At 63.9% G+C, this 22800-nt stretch carries 18 protein-coding genes; 11 read left to right on the top strand and 7 right to left on the bottom strand.

Going from position 1 to position 22800, the window contains the following annotated elements; all coding sequences use genetic code 11:
* The first annotated feature begins 160 nt into the window (after positions 1–160).
* The gene (locus BLS48_RS02040; protein ID WP_091575215.1) at positions 161–2062 is read left to right on the top strand and encodes a CASTOR/POLLUX-related putative ion channel; all 1902 of its coding nucleotides are present in this window, start codon (positions 161–163) and stop codon (positions 2060–2062) included.
* 2 nt (positions 2063–2064) lie between these two features.
* On the opposite strand, the gene BLS48_RS02035 is transcribed toward BLS48_RS02040, so the two are convergent.
* Both BLS48_RS02035 and BLS48_RS02030 read right to left on the bottom strand, forming a co-directional pair.
* Entirely contained in the window at positions 2065–2946 is an 882-nt protein-coding gene (locus BLS48_RS02035; RefSeq protein ID WP_091575214.1) for an HpcH/HpaI aldolase/citrate lyase family protein, read from the bottom strand.
* On the bottom strand, positions 2946–3440 hold the full coding sequence (locus BLS48_RS02030) for a MaoC family dehydratase (RefSeq protein ID WP_483127881.1): 495 nt from the start codon (positions 3438–3440) through the stop codon (positions 2946–2948). The genes BLS48_RS02035 and BLS48_RS02030 overlap by 1 nt, the downstream gene beginning before the upstream one ends.
* A 109-nt stretch (positions 3441–3549) precedes the next feature.
* Here BLS48_RS02030 and BLS48_RS02025 point away from each other — a divergent pair, with 109 nt between their 5' ends.
* On the top strand, positions 3550–4671 hold the full coding sequence (locus BLS48_RS02025; protein ID WP_091575210.1) for a DUF2336 domain-containing protein: 1122 nt from the start codon (positions 3550–3552) through the stop codon (positions 4669–4671).
* Here BLS48_RS02025 and BLS48_RS02020 read toward each other — a convergent pair.
* The gene (locus BLS48_RS02020) at positions 4668–6734 is read right to left on the bottom strand and encodes an FUSC family protein (RefSeq protein ID WP_167364908.1); all 2067 of its coding nucleotides are present in this window, start codon (positions 6732–6734) and stop codon (positions 4668–4670) included. The two genes, BLS48_RS02025 and BLS48_RS02020, sit on opposite strands and share 4 nt — an antisense overlap.
* Before the next feature lie 46 nt (positions 6735–6780).
* A complete protein-coding gene (parE, locus tag BLS48_RS02015) occupies positions 6781–8835 on the bottom strand; it encodes a DNA topoisomerase IV subunit B (RefSeq protein ID WP_091575626.1) in 2055 nt (684 codons plus the stop codon).
* Between the two features lie 258 nt (positions 8836–9093).
* Here parE and cpaB point away from each other — a divergent pair, with 258 nt between their 5' ends.
* The 9 genes from cpaB to BLS48_RS01970 all read left to right on the top strand — a co-directional run bounded on the left by cpaB (position 9094) and on the right by BLS48_RS01970 (position 18409).
* Positions 9094–9999 carry a Flp pilus assembly protein CpaB gene (gene cpaB / locus BLS48_RS02010; protein WP_091575207.1) on the top strand — a complete coding sequence of 302 codons (906 nt, stop codon included), beginning with the start codon at positions 9094–9096 and terminating at the stop codon, positions 9997–9999.
* A gap of 59 nt (positions 10000–10058) precedes the next feature.
* Positions 10059–11477 (top strand): type II and III secretion system protein family protein, encoded by a 1419-nt coding sequence (locus BLS48_RS02005; RefSeq protein WP_425284649.1) that lies wholly within the window; start codon positions 10059–10061, stop codon positions 11475–11477.
* Positions 11478–11481: 4 nt separating this feature from the next.
* Positions 11482–11751, top strand: a complete 270-nt coding sequence (locus tag BLS48_RS02000) for a hypothetical protein (RefSeq protein ID WP_091575204.1) — start codon at positions 11482–11484, stop codon at positions 11749–11751.
* 34 nt (positions 11752–11785) lie between these two features.
* Positions 11786–13000: a CpaE/TadZ family protein gene (locus BLS48_RS01995; protein ID WP_091575202.1), complete on the top strand. Its 1215-nt coding sequence runs from the start codon at positions 11786–11788 to the stop codon at positions 12998–13000.
* A complete protein-coding gene (locus tag BLS48_RS01990; RefSeq protein ID WP_091575200.1) occupies positions 12997–14418 on the top strand; it encodes a TadA family conjugal transfer-associated ATPase in 1422 nt (473 codons plus the stop codon). Before BLS48_RS01995 ends, BLS48_RS01990 begins: the two co-directional genes overlap by 4 nt.
* 4 nt (positions 14419–14422) lie before the next feature.
* The gene (locus tag BLS48_RS01985) at positions 14423–15388 is read left to right on the top strand and encodes a type II secretion system F family protein (protein WP_091575199.1); all 966 of its coding nucleotides are present in this window, start codon (positions 14423–14425) and stop codon (positions 15386–15388) included.
* A gap of 1 nt (position 15389) precedes the next feature.
* Positions 15390–16352: a type II secretion system F family protein gene (locus tag BLS48_RS01980; protein WP_091575197.1), complete on the top strand. Its 963-nt coding sequence runs from the start codon at positions 15390–15392 to the stop codon at positions 16350–16352.
* Between the two features lie 244 nt (positions 16353–16596).
* Positions 16597–17067 carry a tetratricopeptide repeat protein gene (locus tag BLS48_RS01975; protein WP_091575195.1) on the top strand — a complete coding sequence of 157 codons (471 nt, stop codon included), beginning with the start codon at positions 16597–16599 and terminating at the stop codon, positions 17065–17067.
* A 166-nt stretch (positions 17068–17233) separates the two neighbouring features.
* Complete coding sequence (locus tag BLS48_RS01970) at positions 17234–18409, top strand: GGDEF domain-containing protein (protein WP_091575194.1); 1176 nt, start codon at positions 17234–17236, stop codon at positions 18407–18409.
* 1 nt (position 18410) lies between these two features.
* Here BLS48_RS01970 and gcvP read toward each other — a convergent pair whose 3' ends face one another.
* From gcvP to gcvT, 3 genes are read right to left on the bottom strand one after another with little or no spacing between them, the layout of a single operon-like run.
* Positions 18411–21221 carry an aminomethyl-transferring glycine dehydrogenase gene (gcvP, locus tag BLS48_RS01965; RefSeq protein ID WP_091575625.1) on the bottom strand — a complete coding sequence of 937 codons (2811 nt, stop codon included), beginning with the start codon at positions 21219–21221 and terminating at the stop codon, positions 18411–18413.
* Positions 21222–21239: 18 nt separating this feature from the next.
* The gene (gcvH, locus tag BLS48_RS01960; RefSeq protein WP_091575192.1) at positions 21240–21608 is read right to left on the bottom strand and encodes a glycine cleavage system protein GcvH; all 369 of its coding nucleotides are present in this window, start codon (positions 21606–21608) and stop codon (positions 21240–21242) included.
* A gap of 5 nt (positions 21609–21613) precedes the next feature.
* Entirely contained in the window at positions 21614–22714 is a 1101-nt protein-coding gene (gene gcvT / locus BLS48_RS01955; RefSeq protein ID WP_091575190.1) for a glycine cleavage system aminomethyltransferase GcvT, read from the bottom strand.
* Between the last annotated feature and the right edge of the window lie 86 nt (positions 22715–22800).

Raw genomic sequence — 22800 nt, 5'->3', positions numbered from 1 at the left:
CCAATGCTTCGGTTTGGAAGGCCGATGAGCGGTCCAGAGCGATCGGCCATGAAAAAGCGAAAGCGATTCCCCTTTATTAAAACACACGCTAAGAGAGCGGCTTCGGCGGTGCGTTGGGGTAGGCGCATCGACCTTGGGGATAGTGCGGGGCGCCGGCGACATGAAGAAACGAGACTCGCTGGGAACCCGGCTGCGCTACGGCTTTGACAAGAGCATGGCCGCCGGCCCGATCGCGCTGATCGGCTGGCTCGCCGTCATTTCCCTGCTGATCATCATCGCCGCCGCGGGTTTCCTTGCGGTGACCCGCATCACGCCGGAAGGCGGCGAGCCGCTGAACTTTTTCGAAGCGTTCTGGGAATCGCTGATGCGCACGCTCGATTCCGGCACGATGGGCGGTGACACTGGCTGGGCCTTCCGTCTCGTCATGTTGTTGGTCACGCTGGCCGGCATCTTCGTCGTCTCGGCTCTCATCGGCGTGCTCAGCGCCGGTGTCGACAGCAAGCTCGATGAATTGCGCAAGGGCCGTTCGCGGGTGCTGGAGACCGATCACACTATCATCCTCAACTGGTCGCCGTCGATCTTCGACGTCATCTCCGAACTCGTCATTGCCAATGCCAGCCGCCGCCATCCGCGCATCGTCGTCATGGCCAATATGGACAAGGTCGAGATGGAGGACGAGATCGCGGCCAAGGTCGGCAAACTGGGCAACACGCGCATCATCTGCCGCAGCGGCGACCCGACCGATCTCTACGACCTGGCCATCGTCAATCCGCAGACTTCGCGCTCGGTCATCGTGCTGTCGCCCGACGGCGACGATCCGGATTCGCAGGTCATCAAGACGGTGCTGGCGCTGGTCAATGACCCGAACCGGCGCGCCGACCCCTACAACATCGCGGCCGAGATTCGCGATGGCAAGAACGCCGAGGTCGCCCGCGTCGTCGGCGGAGCCGAGGTGCAGCTCGTGCTGGCCGACCAGCTGATCTCGCGCATCGTCGTGCATTCGAGCCGGCAATCGGGTCTGAGCGGCGTCTATTCGGAGCTGCTCGATTTCGACGGCTGCGAAATCTACACGATCGAGCAGCCGGACCTCGCCGGCAAGATCTTCGGCGAGGCGGTGATGGCGTTTGAGCACTGCACGCTGATCGGGCTTTGCGACGCCAAGGGGCGCGTCAGTCTCAACCCTTCGTCGAACCTCGTGATCGCCAAGGACATGCGCGCCATTATCATCGCCGAGGACGATGCCGCGATAAAGCTGGGAAGCGCTGGGATCAAGATCGACGCGGCGGCGATCCGCGGCCCGCAGCCCGTCGAGGCAAAGCCTGAGCGCATGCTGGTCCTTGGCTGGAACAGGCGCGGTCCGATCATCACCTACGAATTGTCGCGCTACGTCGCGCCTGGTTCGATCCTGACCATCGCCGCCGATACGCCCGGCCTCCAGCAGGAAGTTGCCGAACTGCCGGTCGCCGGCGACAATCTGACGGTCAATTGCCGTGTCACCGACACGTCGAGCAGCACCGCGCTGGCAGGCCTGGATGTGCCTTCCTACGACCACGTGCTCGTCCTCGGCTACAGCGAAACCATGGCAGCACAGCCGGCCGATACGCGCACCCTGGTGACGCTGCTGCATCTGCGCAAGATCGCGGATGATACCGGCCTGCACATCAGCATCGTCAGCGAGATGATCGATGTGCGCAACCGGGAGCTTGCGGCGGTGACCAAGGCCGATGACTTCGTCGTCAGCAACAGGCTGGTCAGCCTGATGCTGGCGCAGGCGTCCGAGAACCAGCACCTCGCCGCGATCTTCGATGACCTGCTCGACGAGAAGGGTTCTGAAATCTACATGCGTCCGGTCGCCGACTATGTCGCCATCGACCGGCCTTTGACCTTCTGGACGATCGCGGAATCCGCGCGGTTGCGCGGCGAAATCGCTATAGGTCACCGACGCATCCGCGCCGCAGACGCCGACCAGCGAGCGCTGGGCGGGGTGACCGTCAACCCGCTGAAGTCGGAAGCGCTGGCCTATCTGCCGGAAGACCGGATCATCGTGCTGGCGCGGGACTGAGACTAAGCGGAAATCCCCGCTGCCCTGGCCCGAGCCAGAAGCCGTTCGGCCAGGCGCAGATGCGGGCGGTCGACCATCTTGCCGTCGATGCCGAGGACGCCGGGGTTTCCCGCCGCCGCGAATGCGTCGACGATTGCCATGGAGTGTTTCACAGCCTCCGCCGAAGGCGTGAAAGCGGCGTTGATGACGGGCACCTGATCGGGGTGGATCGCCATCTTGCCGGTGAAGCCATCCCGCTCCGCCTCGGCACACTCCGCTTCGAAGGCGGCCATGTCGCGAAAATTCGGAAAGACGGTGTCGATCGCCGCGACTTCCGCTGCGGCGGCCGCAAGGATGGTCGTCAGGCGCGCATGGCGGAACACATCGGTGTAGCGGCCGCGCTCGTCGCGCGCCGCGCGTGCGCCGAGCGCCGCCGACAGGTCTTCCGCCCCCCAGGTGAGGCCGGCAAGTCGCGCGCTTGCCCCGGCATAGGTCGCCGCCGCCAGCACGCCCGCCGGTGTTTCGGTGATGATCGGCAGGATCGTGATCGCGCCGTCGGCCAAGCCGTTTTCGGCCTCGCGAACCCGGAGCTTTGCCGAGAGATGCTGCACATCCTGGCCGCTGTTCGACTTCGGCAGCATGATGCCGTCGGGCCTGGTTGGAACGAGCGCCGCCAGATCGTCATCGGTCTGCCCGGTCGAGAGGTCGTTGACCCTGACATAGATCGCGGAGCCCGTTTGCGTCCTGTGGCTGGTGATGAAACGTGCCGCGATCTCGCGCGCCAGCGCCTTGTTTTGGGGCGCCACGGAATCCTCGAGGTCGACGATGACAACGTCGGCGCCGGCGCCAAAACCCTTCTCCAGCTTCCTCTCCGAGTCACCGGGGACGAACAGCAGCGAACGCATCAGGCCGCCTTCTTCAGCATCATGGCCTGCCTGGTGCATTTGGCGACAAGGTCGCCATGCTGGTTGTAGGCGCGGTGCTCGAATTCGACGATGCCGCGATCGGGCTTCGATTTCGATTCGCGCACCGAAATCACCGTCGTTTCGACGCGGATGGTATCGCCATGAAAAACCGGATGCGGAAACACCGTTTCCTTCATGCCGAGATTGGCGACCGTGGTGCCAACGGTGATGTCATTGACCGAAATGCCGATCATCAGGCCGAGCGTGAACAGCGAGTTGACCAGCGGTTTGCCCCATTCGCTTTTGGCGGCGAAGTCGAAATCGATATGCAGCGGCTGCGGGTTCAGCGTCATCACCGAAAACAGCATGTTGTCGCTCTCGGTGACGGTCTTGCGCAGTGTGTGCTGGAAGACGTGGCCGACGACGAACTCCTGGAGATAAAGCCCGGCCATTTTCCTTCTCCTCCGCTGCCTGACGGTTGATAGGCGCTGCAAACCACGCTCGCAAGCCAGTTAATGAACATGGTGAACCGTTCGTAAACCATTTCTGCCTACCGTCTCCACGGGACCAGAAGCATTCTGGTGAGGGGCATAGGCAGGCGGCATGGTCGTTTCGCATTTTTTGAGATGGATTTGCACGGCCAGGGTCTCGGAGCGCGCCGCCGCGGCCAACGCGCTGGCTCGAGCCTATGTCAATTCCGACCTGCCTTTCGAGGATCGCTGCGCCGCCGAGGCGGCGCTGACGCTGCTGCTCGACGACGCCTCGTCAAAGGTGCGGCTGGCGATGGCCGAAGCGCTGTCCATGAGCCACCACGCGCCGCTGCAGATCATCAGCGCGCTGGCGTCCGACCAGCCGGAAGTCGCCGGCGTGGTCCTGGCACGCTCGCCGCTGCTCACCGACGCCGATTTGATCAACCGCGTGGCCAGCAGTCCGAAAGTGACGCAAAAATTGATCGCCGATCGGCCGCTCGTCTCGATGGCGCTGTCGGCTGCCATCGCCGAGATCGGCGAGGCGGAAGCCTGTGCCGTTTTGCTCGCCAACAGCGGCGCCGACATCGCCTCGCTCAGCTTCCGCCGCATGGCCGAACGCCATGGGCACCTGCCTTTGGTGCGCGAGGCGCTGATATCAGACGCCCGCCTGCCTGCCGACTGCCGGCATATGCTGCTCGTCAAGCTCGGTGAAATGCTCAAGACGTCGCCGCTGGTCATGGCGTTGATGGGGGCCGCCCGGGCCGACCGCGTCATGCGCGACGCTTGCATCAAGGCCTCGGTGACGCTGATCGAGGGCACGCGTCAGGAAGAACATTCGGCGCTGATCGAACATCTGCGCCTGCGCGGCGATCTCACCGCCAGCTTCCTCATCCGAACCATCGCGCACGGCAAGGTCGATTTCTTCGGCTCGGCGCTGGTCGCGCTCAGCCAGCAGTCCGAACAAAGGGTGAGGGCGTTGCTGGCCGGCGGGCACGACGTGGCTTTGCAGGCGCTGTTTCGCAGCGCCGGCCTCGCCACCGCCACGCATGCCGTCATCCTGCGTGCGCTGAAGATCTGGCGCGAGGTCGCCAACGGCAAGCGCGTCGCTGGAGTGCAGGAGGTCAGCTGGCTGATGCTCAAGGAAGTGGGCGGACAGTCGGCGGAAGGCGATCTCGCCGCCCTGGTCAAGTCGATCCATCTCGATGCGCTGCGTGAGAATGCGCGCGGCCATGCGCTGGCGATCGCGGCGGCTTAACCTTCATTCTTCGCGAAAAAGTCCGGGAAATCGTCCATCGCGGCGGCAATGATGCGTAGCGATGCCGCGATCTGCAGCAATTCACCGGTGTCGTTTCGCCGAGCGATGGACGCCGCATATTGGCGAGCGACGGCGACGGTCGCTGTCTGCGGATCGCCCGGAGCGCGGAAGAGCAGCTCGCGCGCCAGCCCCTTCAGGAAGTTGGCGATCGAAAGCGCGGTCTCGGACGGGATGGCATGGCCTTGGCTTGCGCCGCGCAGCCGCAGGATTTCGAGACCGACCGTGACGGCGGCGACGCCGCCGCCCAGAACCGCATCGCCTTTCCGGCCGGCGTTCTGCACTAGCGGCATCAGCTGGTTGATGCGGTCATAGGCGAGGCTCTCGAAGGCCGAACGCCTCGCCACGCGCTCATGCAGGCAAAGCCGCGCCAGATCCTCGCGCATGGCGCGCACGATGCGGTTGGCCGCCAGCCACGGATTGGCGGGCAGCACGACGATGAAGACACCGATTGCCAGCAGGATGCCGACCAGGATCGACGCCGATCCGGCGAAGAACGGGCCAGGATCATAGGTCATCGCCTGATGCGGACTGAGGAAGGCGAGGAAGTTGATGGCGAAGGCCGTCGCCACGCCAACATAGCGCGGATTGGCCATGGCCAGGGCCGTTGGCACCAGGATAGGCACCACAAACAGCATGAACCAGCCGAAGCCGGGCAGGGCGGGCAGCGCGATCTGGCCGACGAGAAAGGCAAAGGGCAAAGCGAGCAGCGTTCCCTTGAAGAAGCCCCAGGACACCTGGACCGGGTCCGGCCGCGCGGCAAACAGGCTCGACACGACGGCAACGAGGATGACGGTGCCGGCGGCTTCCGTCCATTTGGTCGTCAGCCAGAAAGCCGCGACCAGCAGCGTCGCGAGGGCGGCGCGTATGGCGTTGCGCGATGCGCCGGGGTAATCGCGGTGCACCACCAGCGCGGGCTGCCTGCTGCCCCGGGCCGGGCGCACGACAGGCGCGCGCAGGGCATCGAGGCCGCGCAGCACCTGCTTGAGGGCCTCGGCGAAATCGGCGGCGATGATGAGGCGGGTGACGGTGCCAACCCTGTCATCACCTTGGTCGACCGATGCATCAGGCATCTGCCGTGCCCTGGCCGAGATCGCATCGAGCCGTTCCACCCAAGGCGCCGTATCGTCGAGCGCGCCCGGCCTGGCCGCCAGTTCGCTGACAAGGGCCTGCAACTCTGAGCGCACCGGTATGAGGGCCGCGTTCTTCGGAGCGGCGTGGGAATGCAGCGTGCGAGCCGCCGACAGGGCGGAGAGCAGTTGTCCGATGGTGCGCCGGACCGGATGGGCGCGCGGCGCGAAGCTCGGCGCTTCGAGCCTGGCATAGGCGCGCATCTCGCCGAGCGTCTGGGTGTCGGCGACCAGCTTTCGATGCAGGCCGGAGAGCGTTGCCGCATCGCCACCGGAGAACGCGCCGCCGGCATAGGTGGCGAGATCGAGAATGCAGCGCTTCAGCCGCGAGATGATGGCGTCGCTGGCCAGTCTTGGCAGGATCAGCCGGCTGGTCAGGCCAGCGCAGACGATACCGAGCACGATCTCGGCACAACGCGCGACCGTGAGATCGACAACGAGGTGCGGCTGTCCGAAGGAGGGCAAGCCGATGATCATCGCGGTGTAGCCGGCAAGGGCGGCACCGTAAGCTTCGGGATTGCGCAGCAGCGACGAGACGAAGGTGCAAATGCCGATCCATACGGCGAGCACGGTCACCAGCACCCAGGGGTTGGTGCCAAAGACCGTGGTAATGCCGATCGCGGCGACGCCGCCGGCAAGCGTGCCGAGCAACCGGTAGAAGCCTTTCGCAAGCACCATGCCGGCAACGGGTTGGGCGACGATGAACACCGTCATCATTGCCCATTGCGGGTGGTCGAGCTTGAGGGCGTAGGCGACCAGAAGCGCCATCAAGCCGGCCGAAACGGTGCGAAGGGCGAAAATCCAGTCCGAGCGCGTCGGCTGCGTCAGGGCGGCAAGCCTCGCCATAAAACCGCTGCGCAGCCGGTCCCAGGTCAATCGCTCATCTCCGCACTCGACGCCAACAAGCTAGAGCAGACGATGTTCAGATATCCAGCACTTCCGTCTCGGCGAATTCGGCGCGTTCCTGGATGAAGCGGAAGCGGGCTTCCGGCTTGGTCCCCATTAGCGCGTCGACCGCGTCCTTGGTCGCGGCCTCGGCATCGATCACGTCGATCCGAAGCAGCGTGCGCTTTCGCGGATCCATGGTGGTTTCCTTGAGCTGCGCGGCCATCATCTCGCCCAACCCCTTGAAGCGGCCAAGCTCGACCTTGCCGCGTCCGGTGAATTCGGTGCGCAGAAGCTCGTCCTTGTGCGCGTCGTCACGGGCATAGGCGACCTTGCCGCCTTGCCTGATCGAGTAAAGCGGCGGTACCGCCAGGAAGAGGTGGCCACCACGCACCAGGGCCGGCATCTCCTGATAGAAAAAGGTAATCAGCAGCGAGGCGATGTGGGCGCCGTCGACGTCGGCGTCGGTCATGATGATGACGCGGTCGTAGCGCAAATCCTCATCACGGTATTTCGACCGTGTGCCGCAGCCGAGCGCCTGGATCAGGTCTGAAATCTGCTGGTTGCCGGCAAGCTTGTCGTTGCCGGCGCTGGCGACGTTGAGGATCTTGCCGCGCAATGGCAGCACCGCCTGGCTGGCGCGGTCGCGCGCCTGCTTGGCCGAGCCGCCGGCCGAGTCACCTTCGACGATGAAGAGTTCGGCGCCGGCGGCGGCATTCTGCGTGCAGTCGGCGAGCTTGCCCGGCAGCCGCAGTTTACGCACCGCGCTTTTGCGCGACACTTCCTTTTCCTGGCGGCGGCGCACCCGCTCGTCGGCGCGGGCGATCACCCATTCGAGCAGCTTCGAGGCCTCTTGCGGATTGTCGGCCAGCCAATGGTCGAACGGATCGCGGATCGCGCTCTCGACAATGCGGATCGCCTCGATCGTCGCCAGCCTGTCCTTGGTCTGGCCGACGAATTCCGGCTCGCGGATGAACACCGACAGCATGCCCGCCGCCGAGATCATGACGTCTTCCGAGGTGACGATCGAGGCGCGCTTGTTGCCGACAAGATCGGCATAGGCGCGCAGGCCCCGCGTCAGCACATTGCGGAAGCCAGCCTCGTGGGTACCGCCTTCACCGGTCGGGATGGTGTTGCAGTAGGAATTGATGAAACCATCACCGCCGAACCAGGTCACCGCCCATTCGAGCGAACCATGGCCGCCTTGCTTGTCGCTCTTGCCGGCGAAGATTTCGCGCGTCACCTGGAAGTCGTCGCCGAGCGATGCTTTGAGATAATCCTTCAGGCCGCCGGGAAAATGGAATTCCGCCTTGGCCGGCGTCTGGTCCTTTTCCTTGATCAGGGACGGATCGCAGGTCCAGCGGATTTCGACGCCCCCGAACAGGTAGGCTTTCGAGCGCGTCATGCGGTAGAGCCGCGCCGGTTCGAACGCGGCGCCTTTGCCGAAAATCTGCTCGTCGGGATGGAACCGTATTTTTGTGCCGCGCCGGTTATGGACCTCGCCGAGTTGCTCCAGGCCGGTCACTGGAACACCACGCGAGAATTTTTGCCGGTAAAGCTGCCGTCCCCGCGCGACCTCGACCTCGAGATGGTCCGACAGCGCGTTGACCACGGAAACGCCGACGCCATGCAGGCCGCCCGAGGTCTCGTAGACTTTCGAGTCGAACTTGCCGCCCGAGTGAAGCGTCGTCATGATCACTTCGAGCGCCGGCTTCTTGAATTTCGGATGCGGATCGACCGGGATGCCGCGGCCATTGTCGGTGACTGCGAGATAGCCGTCGGCGGAAAGTTCGACATCGATGAAGGTGGCGTGGCCGGCGACGGCCTCGTCCATCGAGTTGTCGATGACCTCGGCAAACAGATGGTGCATCGCCTTGTCGTCGGTGCCACCGATATACATGCCTGGCCGGCGACGCACCGGCTCCAGCCCCTCCAGCACTTCGATGTCGGCGGCACTATAGCCCTCGCTGCCATCCTTGGTCGCAGCGGGACGCTTGGTGGCCTGCACCAGCGGGTCCGCCTGGCGCGCCGGTGTGCGAACCGGCTGCGGCTGCTTGTCCAGATTGCCGAAAAGATCGTTGTTGTCGTCCATGCCTGCCATAGATTCCGGTGCTGCGAATCACCTCGGGATACTGCCACGCTTTTCAGCGCCAAGCGACCGAGGTTCCTGTTCCGTTCGGGGATCTGCCCCGTCTTAACCCAAAACCATTCGATAACCAAGCCGGCGGAAATAGGTCCAATGCGCTGCACAAGATTCCTGATTCTTTAACAATGCCGCCTAACGTGAGCCCAACAAAACAAGAAACTACGGGCATCAGGGGTTTTCGGCGTGAGGGGCAAGGCCATAACGATGATCGGGATCGCCGCCGTTTTCGGTGCGATCTCGATCTTTGCCGCGGATTTCTGGGTCAAGCGCCAGGCTGCGGCCGATTCCGAGGAGAAGACGGCGTCGATCGCCCCTCCCGCGGCACCCAGGATCGAGTTCAAGACCATCGTGGTGGCGAGTGCCCCATTGCGTTATGGCATGGAGCTCGACCGCGCGAAGCTCAGCGAAATCCCCTGGCCGCAGGATTCCTTGCCGCAAGGCGCCTTTGCCACCATCGACGGGTTGCTTGGCGAAGGCAGTCGCGTGGTGCTGTCGCCGATCGAGGTCAACGAACCGGTGCTGCTCACCAAGTTGTCGGGGGCAAATGGCCGCGCGACGCTTTCCAACATGCTGACGCCCGGAATGCGGGCGGTGACCATCCGCACCGACGAGATTGCCGGTGTCGGCGGCTTCGTCACCCCCGGCGACCGCGTTGATGTCGTGCTGACGCGCGACGCCGGCGAAATCCAGGAAGTGGCCAAGAATGCTCAAGGGGCGGCCGGTTCGACGATCACCTCCGAGATCGTCGTCGCCGACGCCAAGGTGCTGAGTGTCGGGCAGGGCGCGGACGTGCGCCAGACGACGCCGCAGATTGCCAATTCGGTGACCATCGAGGTGACGACCGACGGCGCGCAGAAAGTGGCGCTTGCCCGCACCGTCGGCACGCTGTCGCTGTCGCTTCGCTCGGCCTCCGAAGGCGGCGACGGCAACAACGGCGTCACCACCATCTCATCCTTCGGCGGGTCGGTGGCATCCAATGTCAAGGCGGCTGCAGGATCGCTGTTCGATGCCATGCCGAAAGAGCCGGAGAAGCCAAAGTTCAAGACGATTATCGTAACGCGCGGCACGCAGGCCGAGGAATATCAGGTTCCTTCGCGGGACCAGAAATAGAAGCCAGTGGGGACTGGGTGAGGGACGGGACAATGCTCGGGCTGATCGCGTATCGGATTATGGGAAGGTTGCGCGTTGTGCGTAGCCTGGCTGTCGCGGCTTCGCTGGCCGCTGCCGCGATGCTGACTTTCGGCGCCTCGGCCAGGGCCGACAACGACATCGTCTATGTGTCGTCGACCAAGAATGCCTCGATAAAAGTGGCCAAGGGCAAGCCGAAGACGATCATGACGAGCGCTGCCTTCTACCAGATCGTCATCGGCGATCCGGAGATCGCCAACGTCAATCCGCTGACCGACAAGTCCTTCTATGTGCTCGGCAACAACCTCGGCACCACCGGCGTTGCTTTGTTCGATCAGAACAAGCAGCTTGTCGGCACCATCGACATCGAGGTGACGCTCGACACCGACCAGTTGGCGAGCACCATCCGCGCCAGCGTGCCGGACGCCCGGATCAAGGTCGGCTCGGCCAATGGCCGTGTCGTGCTGTCAGGCGAGGCGGATGACGCGGTCGCCGCCGAAAAGGCGAACAAGATCGCGACGCGGTTTTCCGGCAACGAGGAAGTGATCAACTCGGTCAACATCTCGTCATCGCAGCAGGTTCAGCTCAATGTCCGCTTCGTCGAGATCAATCGCCAGGCGGGCCAGGATCTGGGTGCCAAATATAGCGCCAATTTCGCCTACGGCATCGGCGGGCGCGACGTCACGCTCGATCCGGGCTCGGTGCCGGCCGCCGGCACCGGTGAGATCATCGGCCGGCTTCTGTCGAACGGCGTATCGATCGATATTGCCATCAAGGCGCTGGAAGAGCGCGGCCTGGCCCGGCGGCTGGCCGAGCCGAACCTTATCGCCCGCTCCGGCGAGACAGCCAGCTTCCTCGCCGGCGGCGAATTCCCGATCCCGGTCTCCGAGGACAACGGCAAGATTTCCGTCAGCTACAAGAAATACGGCGTCAGCCTGGATTTCACGCCGACGGTGCTCAAGGATGGGCTGGTCAGCCTGGACATCGCGCCGGAAGTCTCCTCGATCGACGCCTCGGCCTCCTATAACATCGGCAGCATTTCGGTGCCCGGCTTCATCGTGCGCCGCGCCAAGACGTCGGTCGACCTGAAGAACGGCCAGAGCTTCATGATCGCCGGATTGCTGCAGTCGCAAAACGACATCACCACGTCGCGCATTCCCGGCCTCGGCAAGATGCCGGTGCTTGGGGCGCTGTTCTCGTCGAAATCCTATCAGCGGCGCGAGACCGACCTGGTCATCATCGTCACGCCCTACCTGGTCAAACCGGTCGACCCCTCGAAGAAGCTCGTCGAACCGACCGACGGCACGCAGCCGGCCAGCAACGTCGATTATTTCCTCAACAATACCGAGGAAGTGAAGGGCTCCGATCCCGGCCGCGCTGTCGCGATGGCCGACGGCCGTGTCACGCAACCCGCTGCGGCCACCACGGCCGGCCATTTCCTCGACCTGCCAAAGGATTGAAATCATGCGTCAGGCTCGAGGATTGTGCTTCACCTTGTTGCTTGCCGGCTTCGCCGCCGGCTGCACCAGCGACGACTATGTGCGCAGCGAAGGGGTGACGACGGACGCCGGCAACGCACAGGCCGCGAACACCGTCATGCAGATGGTCGATCCGTGGAAATACGGCGTCCAGAACACCAGGCTTCTGGTACCCGCACAGCGCGACAGCGCGGCGGCCGTCACTCCCGATCAGGCGGCCGGTGCGAAGGCGTCACAGACTACCACAACCAACTGATCCAACGGTCGACCGACCTGACAGGCTGACAAGAATGGCAAACGGCACCAAGACCAGGAAGATCCTGCTCATATCGACCGATAGGACGTTTGTGCAGGACACGCGGACCGCATTCGCCTCCTCCGAGATCATCCAGCTCGCGACCGTGGAAAAGAATGTCAGCGAACTACGCGGCGAGATCCAGGAGGCCGACTTCGGCGTCATCATCGTCGACATGGATGCGGCAAAACTGGAGGAGGTCGAGTCGCTACAGCGCATCATGCGCCGGCTGGAGGGCAAGACGCCGGTTGTCGTCGTCACCCAGGAGTTCAACGCGGCCGCGGTGCGCATCCTCGTGCAGCTCAAGGTCGCGGATTTCCTGGTCAAGCCGATCGGCACCGCCGACCTCGTGCGCTCGGTCGTCCGTGCGCTGCAAGGGCCTGGGCGCGAGGAAAACACCGAGTCGCAGATCTACACCTTCATGCCGGCCGCGGGCGGCGTCGGGACCACCACGCTGGCGCTGCAGACCGCCTTCCAGCTGCATCACTCGGTAACGCGCGGCGCCTCGACCTGCGTGGTCGACCTCAATTTCCAGCAGGGCGCCTGTGCCGAATATCTCGACCTCGAACCGCGCTTCGACATCACCGAGATCGAGAACCAGCCCGAGCGCCTCGACCGGCAACTGCTCGACGTGATGCTGTCCAAGCATGCCAGCGGGCTTTGCGTGCTGGCGGCGCCGACGCATCCCGCCGAGATGCGCTCGTTCAAGACCGATGTCGTGGTGCGTATGCTGGATCTTGTCTCGGCCTATTTCGACAATGTCGTCATCGACATGCCACGTACCTGGTTTCCGTGGACGGAGACCGTGCTGCTCGGTTCCAACAAGCTCTACATTGTCGCCGAAATGACGGTGCCATGCCTGCGCCACACGCAGCGGCTGATCCAGGCGGTCTATGAGACCGTGGGCAAGGAAGTGAAGCCGAACGTCATCGTCAACCGTTTCGAGCAGAAGATGTTCGACAATGGCATCAAGCAGGCCGACGTCCAGGAGATCCTTGGCGAGCATTTCGTCGGCGGCATTTCGAACAACTACCGTCTGGTGCGCGAGGCGGTCGACCGCGGCGTGCCGCTGCACGAGATCGATCCGAACGCCAATGTCATCAACGATCTGAAGAAGATCATCCTGCCAGAGGAAGCTGTCCCAACCCGGACGAAATCGCGTTCGTTGTTTGGCATGGGCAGAGAATTGCTGAAGAGGAAGGCAGGATGAGCAGCCGCTTCTCCACGTTGCAGAACCGCGATGCGCGTCCGCAGCGCGCCGCCGAGCCAACGCCGGTTGCGCATCATGCCGTCGTCATTCCGACGAGCCGAAAGGCCTTGCCGGCAAAGCCGGAAGCAGCACCTGCGAAGAATGCCAACAAGGTGCTCGATGCACGCGTGCGCATCCACCGGCTGCTGCTCGAGGAAATCAATCTTGTCGCGCTGGAGCGTCTGCCCAAGGATGAGATGCGCCGCCAGGTGCATGATTTCGTGTCGGAAAAAACCAAGCAGGAGCGGATGGCGATCAACACCGCCGAACTTGGCGCGCTGGTTGACGACATTGTCGACGAGATGGTTGGTCTCGGTCCCCTGGAGCCGCTGCTCAAGGATCCCGACATCAACGACATCCTGATCAACGGCCACCAGAACTGCTTTGTCGAAAAGAAGGGCAAGCTGCAGCAGGTTCACATTCCGTTCAAGGACGAGGCGCATCTCTTGCGCATCATCAACAAGATCGTTGCAGCTGTCGGCCGCCGCGTCGACGAATCTCAGCCGATGGTCGACGCGCGCATGCTGGACGGCTCGCGTTTCAACGCCGCCATCCGCCCGGTCGCCGTCGACGGACCGCTGGTGTCGATCCGCAAGTTCTCCAAGAACAAGCTCGGTCTGCACAAGCTGGTCGAATTCGGCGCCATCACCCAGAACATGGCCGAAGTGCTGGCCGCAGCGGTCCACGCCCGCAAGACGACGATCATTTCGGGTGGTACCGGCACTGGCAAGACGACCATGCTCAACGCGCTGTCGGCCTTCATTCCCGAAGACGAGCGGCTGATCACCATCGAGGACGCGGCCGAGTTGCAGTTGCAACAGCCGCATGTCGCGCGCATGGAGACGCGCCCGGCTAACATCGAAGGCCATGGCGAACTGAAGCAGCGCGATCTCGTCAAGAACGCGCTGCGCATGCGTCCCGACCGCGTCATTCTCGGCGAGTGCCGTGGCGAAGAAGCCTTCGACATGCTGCAGGCAATGAACACCGGCCACGAAGGATCGATGGCGACCATCCATGCCAACACGCCGCGCGACGCCATTTCGCGTCTTGAGCAGATGCTTGGCATGACCGGCATGCCGATGACGGTGCAGTCGATCCGCAGCCAGATCGCCAGCGCGCTCGACCTTATCGTCCAGCTGACACGCCTGTCCGACGGCAAGCGCAAGGTGACCAGCGTCGCCGAAGTGACCGGCATGGAAGGCGACGTCATCCAGATGCAGGAGATCTTCCGCTTCGTGCGCACCGGCATGGAGGCCGACGGCAAGATCCTCGGTTACTACGAGGCGACCGGCATCCGGCCGCGTTTCCTCGAGGATCTGCGCGCCATGGGCATCGAATTCCCCGGACGATACTTCGAACCCGGCCGGCCGCAGGAGTAGCCAAGTGTTCGACGGGTTCAGCGCGATCTATGTCATCTATGCGGCGGCCGGGCTTACCGGCATCCTGATCGCCGAGGCCTGCTATCTGCTTTACGCCGGCCGCAGCGACAAGCGGAGCGCCATCAACCGGCGCATGAAGCTGCAGGGAAACAAGATCAGCCAGGAGCAGGTGCTGATCCAGCTGCGCAAGGAGCGTGGCCTCGATGCGGGGACATCGCTGTTCTCGCCGGACCGGTTTCGTGCGCTGCGCACCCAGTCTGGCATGATCATGCCGCAATCGAAATTCCTGATGATCACCTCGGGCGTGGCATTCGCCGCCGCTCTGGTCGCCATCTGGTACGGCTTGCCGCTATTGATGGGGCTTGTGCTGTTTGTCGTGCTGGTGCCGGTGCTGCCGGTGATGACGATGCGTTTCATGCGCAAGCGCCGGCTTAAGCGGTTCGGCGTGCAGCTGCCGGAGGCACTGGAACTGATCACGCGCGGCCTGAAGGCCGGCCATCCGGTGCCGGTGGCGATTGCCATGGTGTCGCGTGAGATGCCCGACCCGATCGGCACCGAGTTCGGCGTCATCGCCGACGAAGTGACCTATGGATCCGATCTGGTTTCGGCGTTGAACTCGCTGTTCGACCGGGTTGGCCATGAGGACCTGCCGCTGTTCGTCACCGCCGTCTCGATCCAGACCAGTTCGGGCGGCAATCTGCGCGAGATCCTCGATGGCCTGTCGGCGACGATCCGCGAGCGCGGCAAGCTGCGCCGTAAGGTGCGGGCCATTTCGACCGAAGGTCGCATGTCGGCTTATATTCTGACGGCGATACCGGCACTGCTGTTTGCCGCCATCATGGCGCTGATGCCCGAGTTTTATCGCGACGTCTGGGGTGTGCCGAAAACCTGGTACCTGATTGGCGGGTCGATCACCTGGCTGATGCTGGGCAATCTGATGATGTTCAAGATGTCGAATTTCCGGTTCTGACATGCAGGGCTTCGTCGAATTCCTCGCCTCGTTTGCACCGACCTCGCTGATGCCGGTGGCCATCATGCTGCTGGCCGCGGGCGCTATCGCTGTTGCCTGGCCGATGGTGGCGGCGAAGGGCGACCGTAACGAAGTCAAGCGCCGGCTCAAGGTCGACGACGGTCCCGTGGCCGCGAAGCCCGAGCCGGTGCAGAAGAAGAATGCCGGCGTGGTGCGCGAGAAGGCAGTCAAGAAGGCACAGGAATTCTATGCCAGGAGCGACCCGGAAAATGTCGCCCGGCTGCGCATGAAGCTCATCCAGGCGGGCTACATGGAACCGCGCGCTGTCGGCATGTTTTTCCTTGTCCGGTTCACGGCGATGATCGGCGCGGCGATCGGTGTCTTTGGGCTCAACCAGTGGATGGCCAGTCCAGACGCGACAATGGCCAGCCGTTGGACATTCGTCATCCTGTCGGGCGCGGCCGGCTATTTCCTGCCGGGCATGGTGCTGGGCCAGAAGGTGCGTGAAAAGAGGCGCGAATACCGCAACGGCTTTCCCGATTTCATGGACCTGATGATCGTCTGCTCGGATGCGGGCATGAGCATGGAGGCCGGCATCGAGCGCGTCTCGAAGGAACTCGCCAAGACCTATCCGGCGCTCAGCCAGAACCTGCAGCTGGTGTCGCTGGAACTGAGGGCAGGGCGCAGTCTCGATGATGCGCTGAAGGCGCTCGGCGACCGTCTCAGCCTGGACGAGGTTCGCTCCTTCGCCACGTTGTTGCAACAGTCGAAGGAGCTCGGCACCAGCCTGTCGGGGGCGCTGCGCGTCTTTTCCGACGAAATGCGCCACAAACGCATGTCGCTGGCCGAGGAAAAGGCGCATGCCTTGCCAGCCAAGATGTCGGTACCGGTGACGTTGTGCATCCTGCCGGTGGTGCTGATGATCGCGATCATCCCGATCATCGTCAGGATGACCGCGCATTAGGATATATGGCAGCCGCCATCCGGTTCCGGCGGCGCTCAAGGTCCTGGAACGTGAGCACGCCGTTCACGCCCTTGCCGCAATGGTTCTTCTGGGAATAGGAAGCCTTGCGGCCTGTGCCTGGTGGTTAATGGCTGGTGTGCCGGAAACCAAACATTAGGTGCATTTCGGCACCGAAGTTTAATCGCTCTTGTGTACCGTAATCCCTGAAGAAACGACCCGGCAAATCGGGCGACGGGGCAGGGGCATGCGTCATACAAGTTTCACGGCGGCGGCCGCGATGGCGGCCATTCTTATGGTAACCGGCTGCTCGACCAGTGCCGTCGACAAAACCAAGACCACGGCCATTCAGCCGGCGGCCAAGGACATCGACACCTCCGACCTGGCGCAAGGCAAGGCGCAGTTTCGCGACGCCAATTACGGTCTTGCCGAACAGCACTTCCGCAAGGCCGTCGAGTTGAAGGCCGACAACGCAGAGGCCTGGATGGGGCTAGCCGCGTCTTATGACGAGCTCGGCCGTTTCGACTTCGCCGACCGCGCCTACAGCCAGCTTTTGAAAGTCGCCGGCCGCAAGCCGCAGATCGTCAACAACATGGGCTACTCGCAACTGCTGCGCGGCAACAAGAAGAAGGCCAAGGTGCTGCTGCTCGAAGCGAAGGCCGGCATGGCTGATCCCACCGTCGTCGACGCCAACCTTGCTCTGCTGAACAAGGGTTGATCTGGTACGCCGCGGCAGCCGGTCCGGTTTCGGGACACATGGCATCGACACTTTGTAAACCCTCCCCGCAGGTCGGGTCGAAAGATCAGCTGAAAACCATATCTGAGGGCCGTCGCTGACCTAGAATGCAGCGCAACCGCCGACGCTCAAGGGGCCCTCTCCAAACATGCTGGACTTCAGTTCGCTCCTGCTCGCAGCCGCGCTGTCGGGCACCTGCCTCAGCATCACCATGTTTGCGATATGGTTCGCCGCGCCCAAGGCAGGCTTCGTCCTGACGGTGGCGTGCGGCATCCTGGTGCTCGTCGCGCATGTGATCCTGTTCTGGCGGTACGCCAGGGAACCTGATCCGCTGCTTTGCCAGATCGCGCTTGCGCTGCTTAGCCTGGGGTTCCTGATCCTGTGCCTGTCGGCCATGCAGTATCTCGGCGTGCCCGGCTACCGGCGTGCCGTTGCACCGACGCTTGCCGCCATGGTCGTTTGTGCGGTGGCGACCTTCCTCGGCCTTGATGGTGTCGGCTTCATCATTACCTACACGACGGTGACCGCGCTGCTGGCGACGATCGGGGCCATGTTCTGGATCAACGGCAGCCATGATCGCCGGATCCTGCTGGTGGTTTCGTTTCTGAGCGGCACCTGTGCGGCATCGTTTGCGCTTTGCGGTGTTGTTTTGCTGACCAGCGGGCAGTGGACGCTCGCGGCCGCGCCCGACAACTGGGCCGAACGGCTGAACACCGTCGTGGCGGTGGCCTGCATGACCGGTCTCGGCGCATTGACGCTGTCCCTCCACCATCTGCAGGCGCAGATCGAGCTGAAGGCCGAGACCATGACCGATCCGTTGACGGGGCTGATGAACCGTCGCGGGTTGAAGTCACTCTATGGCGAGCGGACTTTCGGTCCGTTCATGTCCATCGTCATGTTTGACCTCGACCATTTCAAGAGGACGAACGATGTCCATGGCCACCCGGTGGGGGACCAGGTCCTGTGCCGCTTCGCCGCGGTCATCAAGAAATATGCCAGGACCGGCGTCGACGCCTTTCGCCTCGGCGGCGAGGAATTCGCCATCGTCATGTCGCGGATGACCGAAGAGAGGGCGTATGACCTCGCCAGCAAGATCGGCGTTGCCTTCGGCACCGAAGTCGTTGCCACCCAGAACGGTCCTTTGCGCAGCACTGTCAGCGGCGGCATCGGCTTTGGCGAGGCAAGCGGCAGCAGCCTCGATGAGGTGCTGGCCGAGGCCGACGCGGCGCTCTATGCCGCCAAGCGCGCCGGGCGGAATTGTGTCATCAGCCAAAAAAGGATGGGCAAGGCCGAACCAGTCAAGCCGGCCTTGCGCTCCGCGTGACTTATTCCGCGGCTCCCAGATAGTCCGACAGCGGCGGACAGGAGCAGACCAGGTTGCGGTCACCGGCGACATTGTCGATGCGCGACACCGGCGGCCAATACTTTGCGGCGGTGTCGGCGTCGCCGGCGGGATAGGCCGCTTCCAGGCGCGAATAGGGGTGGGTCCACTGACCGGCCAGCGCCTCGGCGGCGGTGTGCGGTGCGTTGACCAGCGGGTTGTCAGCCAAAGGCCATTCGCCCCTGGCCACCTTCGCCGCTTCGCCTGATATGGCGATCATTGCCTCGCAGAAGCGATCGAGCTCCCGCTTCGGCTCGGACTCGGTCGGCTCCACCATCAGCGTGCCGGCGACGGGGAAAGACATGGTCGGCGCATGGAAACCATAGTCGATCAGGCGCTTGGCCACATCGTCGACGCTGATGCCGGCACTGTCCTTGAGCACGCGGGTGTCGAGAATGCACTCATGCGCGACGCGTCCCTGCCTGCCCTTGTAGAGCACGGGGAAATGCGCGCCGAGCCGCGTTGCCACATAGTTGGCGGAAAGGATCGCCGTTTCAGTCGCTTGCTTGAGGCCAGACGCGCCCATCATGCGGATGTACATCCAGGTGATCGGCAGGATCGAGGCGCTGCCGAACGGAGCCGCCGACACGGCATGCGCGGAGCCTTCGGTGACATGGCCGGGCAGATAGGGCTTCAGATGCGCCTGGACGCCGATCGGGCCGATGCCGGGACCGCCGCCGCCATGCGGGATGCAGAAGGTCTTGTGCAGGTTCATGTGGCAGACATCGGCGCCGATGTCGCCGGGCCGCGCCAGGCCGACCAGAGCGTTGAGGTTGGCGCCGTCGAAATAGACCTGCCCGCCATGCTCATGGATCAGCGCGCAGAGGTCGCGCGCGCCTTCCTCGAACACGCCATGGGTCGAAGGATAGGTGAACATCAGCGCGGCGAGATTGTGCGCATGTTCGGCCGCCTTGGCCTTCATGTCGTCCATGTCGATGTTGCCGTCGTCGGTGCAGCGCACGACGACGACGCTCATGCCGGCCATGGCGGCACTTGCCGGGTTGGTGCCATGCGCCGAGGACGGGATCAGGCAGACGGTGCGGTGATTGTCGCCGCGCGAGCGGTGGTAGCCGCGAATGGCGAGCAGGCCGGCATATTCGCCCTGGCTGCCGGCATTGGGCTGCAAGGTGACGGCATCGAAGCCGGTGATCTCCGACAACCAGCCCTCCAACTCGCCGATCATGGCGCGATAGCCGGCCGAATGCGCGGCCGGCGCGAAGGGATGCAGGTTGGCGATGCTCGGCCAACTCACCGGCATCATCTCGGCGGCGGCGTTGAGTTTCATGGTGCAGGATCCCAGCGGGATCATGGCGCGGTCGAGCGCCAGGTCCTTGTCGGCGAGCCGGCGCAGGAAGCGCATCATGTCGGTTTCCGACTTGTTTTCATGGAAGACAGGCTGGGTCAGGAACTCCTTGCCACGCGGTTTGCCAGGCACCGTGCTGCCGGCCGAGGGACCAGCCTTGGCGCCGAACAACGCCGCGATCGCGTCGAGATCGGTATCGGTCGAGGTTTCGTCGAAGCTGATGCCGAGATGGCCGGCATCGATGATGCGCAGCAGCCGGCCGGTCTTTTCTGCGGCCGTCGCGATCTGCGCGGCCTTGCCCTTTGTTTCGACCGTCACCGTGTCGAAACGGCTGGTGCCGATCACCGACACGCCTGCCGCCTCGAGGCCGCTTGCCAGACGGTTGGCGAGTGCGTGGATGCGCCCGGCAATCGCCTGCAGGCCGGCGGGGCCGTGCCAGATGGCGTAAGCAGTCGCCATGTTGGCGAGCAGCGCCTGCGCGGTGCAGATGTTGGAGGTCGCCTTGTCGCGGCGGATATGCTGCTCGCGCGTCTGCAGGGCAAGCCGGTAGCCGGGACGGCCCTTGCTGTCGGTGGATTGGCCGACCAGGCGGCCGGGCATCAGTCGCGTCAGCTTGTCGGAAACGGCGCAGTAGGCGGCGTGCGGGCCGCCAAAGCCCATCGGCACGCCAAAGCGCTGCATTGGGCCGACGGCAATGTCAGCGCCGAGTTTTGCCGGGGCGTCGGTCAGCGTCAGGCCGAGTGGGTCGGCGATGAACACGACCAGCGCGCCGGTCGCACGGGCCTTTTCGATCACGGCCTTGTGGTCGCCATAGACGCCAAACGTGTCCGGCCAGGAGACGAGCAGGGCGGCCGTGTTGTCGTCGATCGTCTCGCCGTCGATCTCGATGCCGAGTGGCTCGGCACGGGTGCGCACCACGTCCAGCGTCTGCGGATGCGGCGTGCCGGCAAGCGCTATCTTGGTGCGCTTGTCGCGGTGGTGGCGCAACGCGATGCCGACGGCTTCCGCGACCGCTGTGGCTTCATCAAGCAGCGAGGCCGACGCCACCGGCAGGCCGGTCAGTTCGGCCACCAGCGTCTGGAAGTTGAACAGCATTTCGAGCCGGCCCTGGCTGATCTCGGCCTGGTAGGGCGTGTAGGCAGTGTACCAGGCCGGGTTCTCGAACAGGTTGCGCTGGATGACCGGCGGGACATAGACGCCGTGATAGCCGGCGCCGATGAAGCTCTTCAGCACCGTATTCCTGGCCATCGTCGCCGAAAGCTCGGCCAGCGCTTCCGCCTCGCTCGCCGGTGCGGGCAAGGCAAGCGGCCGGTCGAGCCGGATCGACTTCGGCACGGACTGGCTGATCAGCGTCTCGACCGAGGGAACGCCGATGGCGGCGAGCATCGCTCTGGTGTCATTGAGGCCCGGGCCGATGTGGCGGGCCGAGAAGGGGTAGGGTGCTGCGGTCATCTTGTCCAAGTCCTGATATCAGCCGATATGGGCTTTGTAGGCGGCCTCATCCATGAGGCCCGCGAGCTGGCTTTCGTCGGCAAGCTTCATCTTCCACAGCCAGCCGGCGCCAGTCGCCGCCGAGTTGACCAGTGACGGATCCGAGGACAGCTTGCCGTTGGCCTCGATGATTTCGCCATCGACCGGCGCGTAGACATCGGAGGCCGCCTTGACGGATTCGACCACGACGGCGGTGTCGCCCTTGGACAGCTTCCTTCCCGTTTCCGGCAGTTCGACGAAGACGAGGTCGCCGAGCTGCTCCTGGGCGTAGTCGGTGATGCCGACGGTGGCGACGCCGCCCTCGACGCGGAGCCATTCATGATCTTCGGTGAAATAGGTCGTTGCCATGAAGATTATCCTTTGCGGTAGCGATGCGGTGTGAAGGGCAGGGAGCTGATATCGACAGGGATTTTCGTGCCGCGCACGTCGGCGAAAAGCCTTGTCCCGGGCTTTGCCAGTGGTGTCGCGACATAACCCATGGCGACCGGATGGCCGGCCGACGGGCCGAAGCCGCCTGAGGTGACATGGCCGGCGGGCTTGCCGTCGCCGTCGAAGAGCGCAGCACCGGCGCGCACCGGCTGGCGACCGTCCGGCTTCAGCCCGACGCGCTTTTGCGCGGGTCCTCGTTCCACGCTGGCACGCAGGGCATCGGCGCCGATGAAAGCGCCGGAAGCGCGGACCTCCTTCGGGATAGCCCACATCAGCGCGGCAGCGGCCGGGTCGGTCTCCGGTGTGATGTCCTGGCCATGCAGGCAGAGCCCGGCTTCCAGCCGCAGGCTGTCGCGAGCGGCGAGGCCGATCCACAACACCCGCTCATCTTCAAGGAGTTTCGCGACAAGGCCGCGCGCATCGGCCTTCGGCAGGCCGATCTCGAAACCGTCCTCGCCGGTATAGCCCGACCGGCTCATGAACCAGTTCTTTCGCGGCTCGACACCGTGCATGAACAGCAGCGACCCGGTCTCGATGCCGGCACGGGAAAGGGCTGCCCAGGCTTCCGGTCCCTGGATGGCCAGGAAGACGCGGTCGAGCGGCTCGACCCTGGCATCGAAACCCTTGGCAAGCTCACGCAGATGCCTTTCGTCCGCGACGGCGTTGCCGGCGTTGGCGACCACCATGAAGCGCTCGTCGCCGAGCCTGGTCACGATCAGATCGTCGAGAATGCCGCCTGCTTCATTCAGGAAAAATGTCAGTTTGGACTGTGAGATTTCCAGCACGCCGGCATCCAGCGGGCAGGCGCGGTTCAGCAGCGAAACCGCCTCCGGTCCGCTGACCTCGAACAGCTTCATATGCGAGATGTCGAACAGGCCGGCATGTTCGCGGGTGTGAAGATGCTCCTTCATGACGCCGGCCGGATAGGTCAGCGGCATCGACCAGCCGGCAAAGGCGCCAAAGCGCGCACCGGCGGCCACATGGATATCTTCGAGGGGAAGGTGTTTGGTGTCGTCGCCCGTCATGTCGTCTCCAGAGTCGCACGCAATCGGCCGCTGATGGCGACCAGTCCGTGCCCCTCTGTCTGAAGCCTGAGAGACTCGCGCAGCCG

Origin of the sequence: Mesorhizobium qingshengii, assembly GCF_900103325.1 — a bacterium.
Lineage (GTDB): Bacteria > Pseudomonadota > Alphaproteobacteria > Rhizobiales > Rhizobiaceae > Mesorhizobium > Mesorhizobium qingshengii.
Note: the sequence above shows the minus strand (reverse complement) of the source record. Positions and strands in the feature narration are given on the sequence as shown.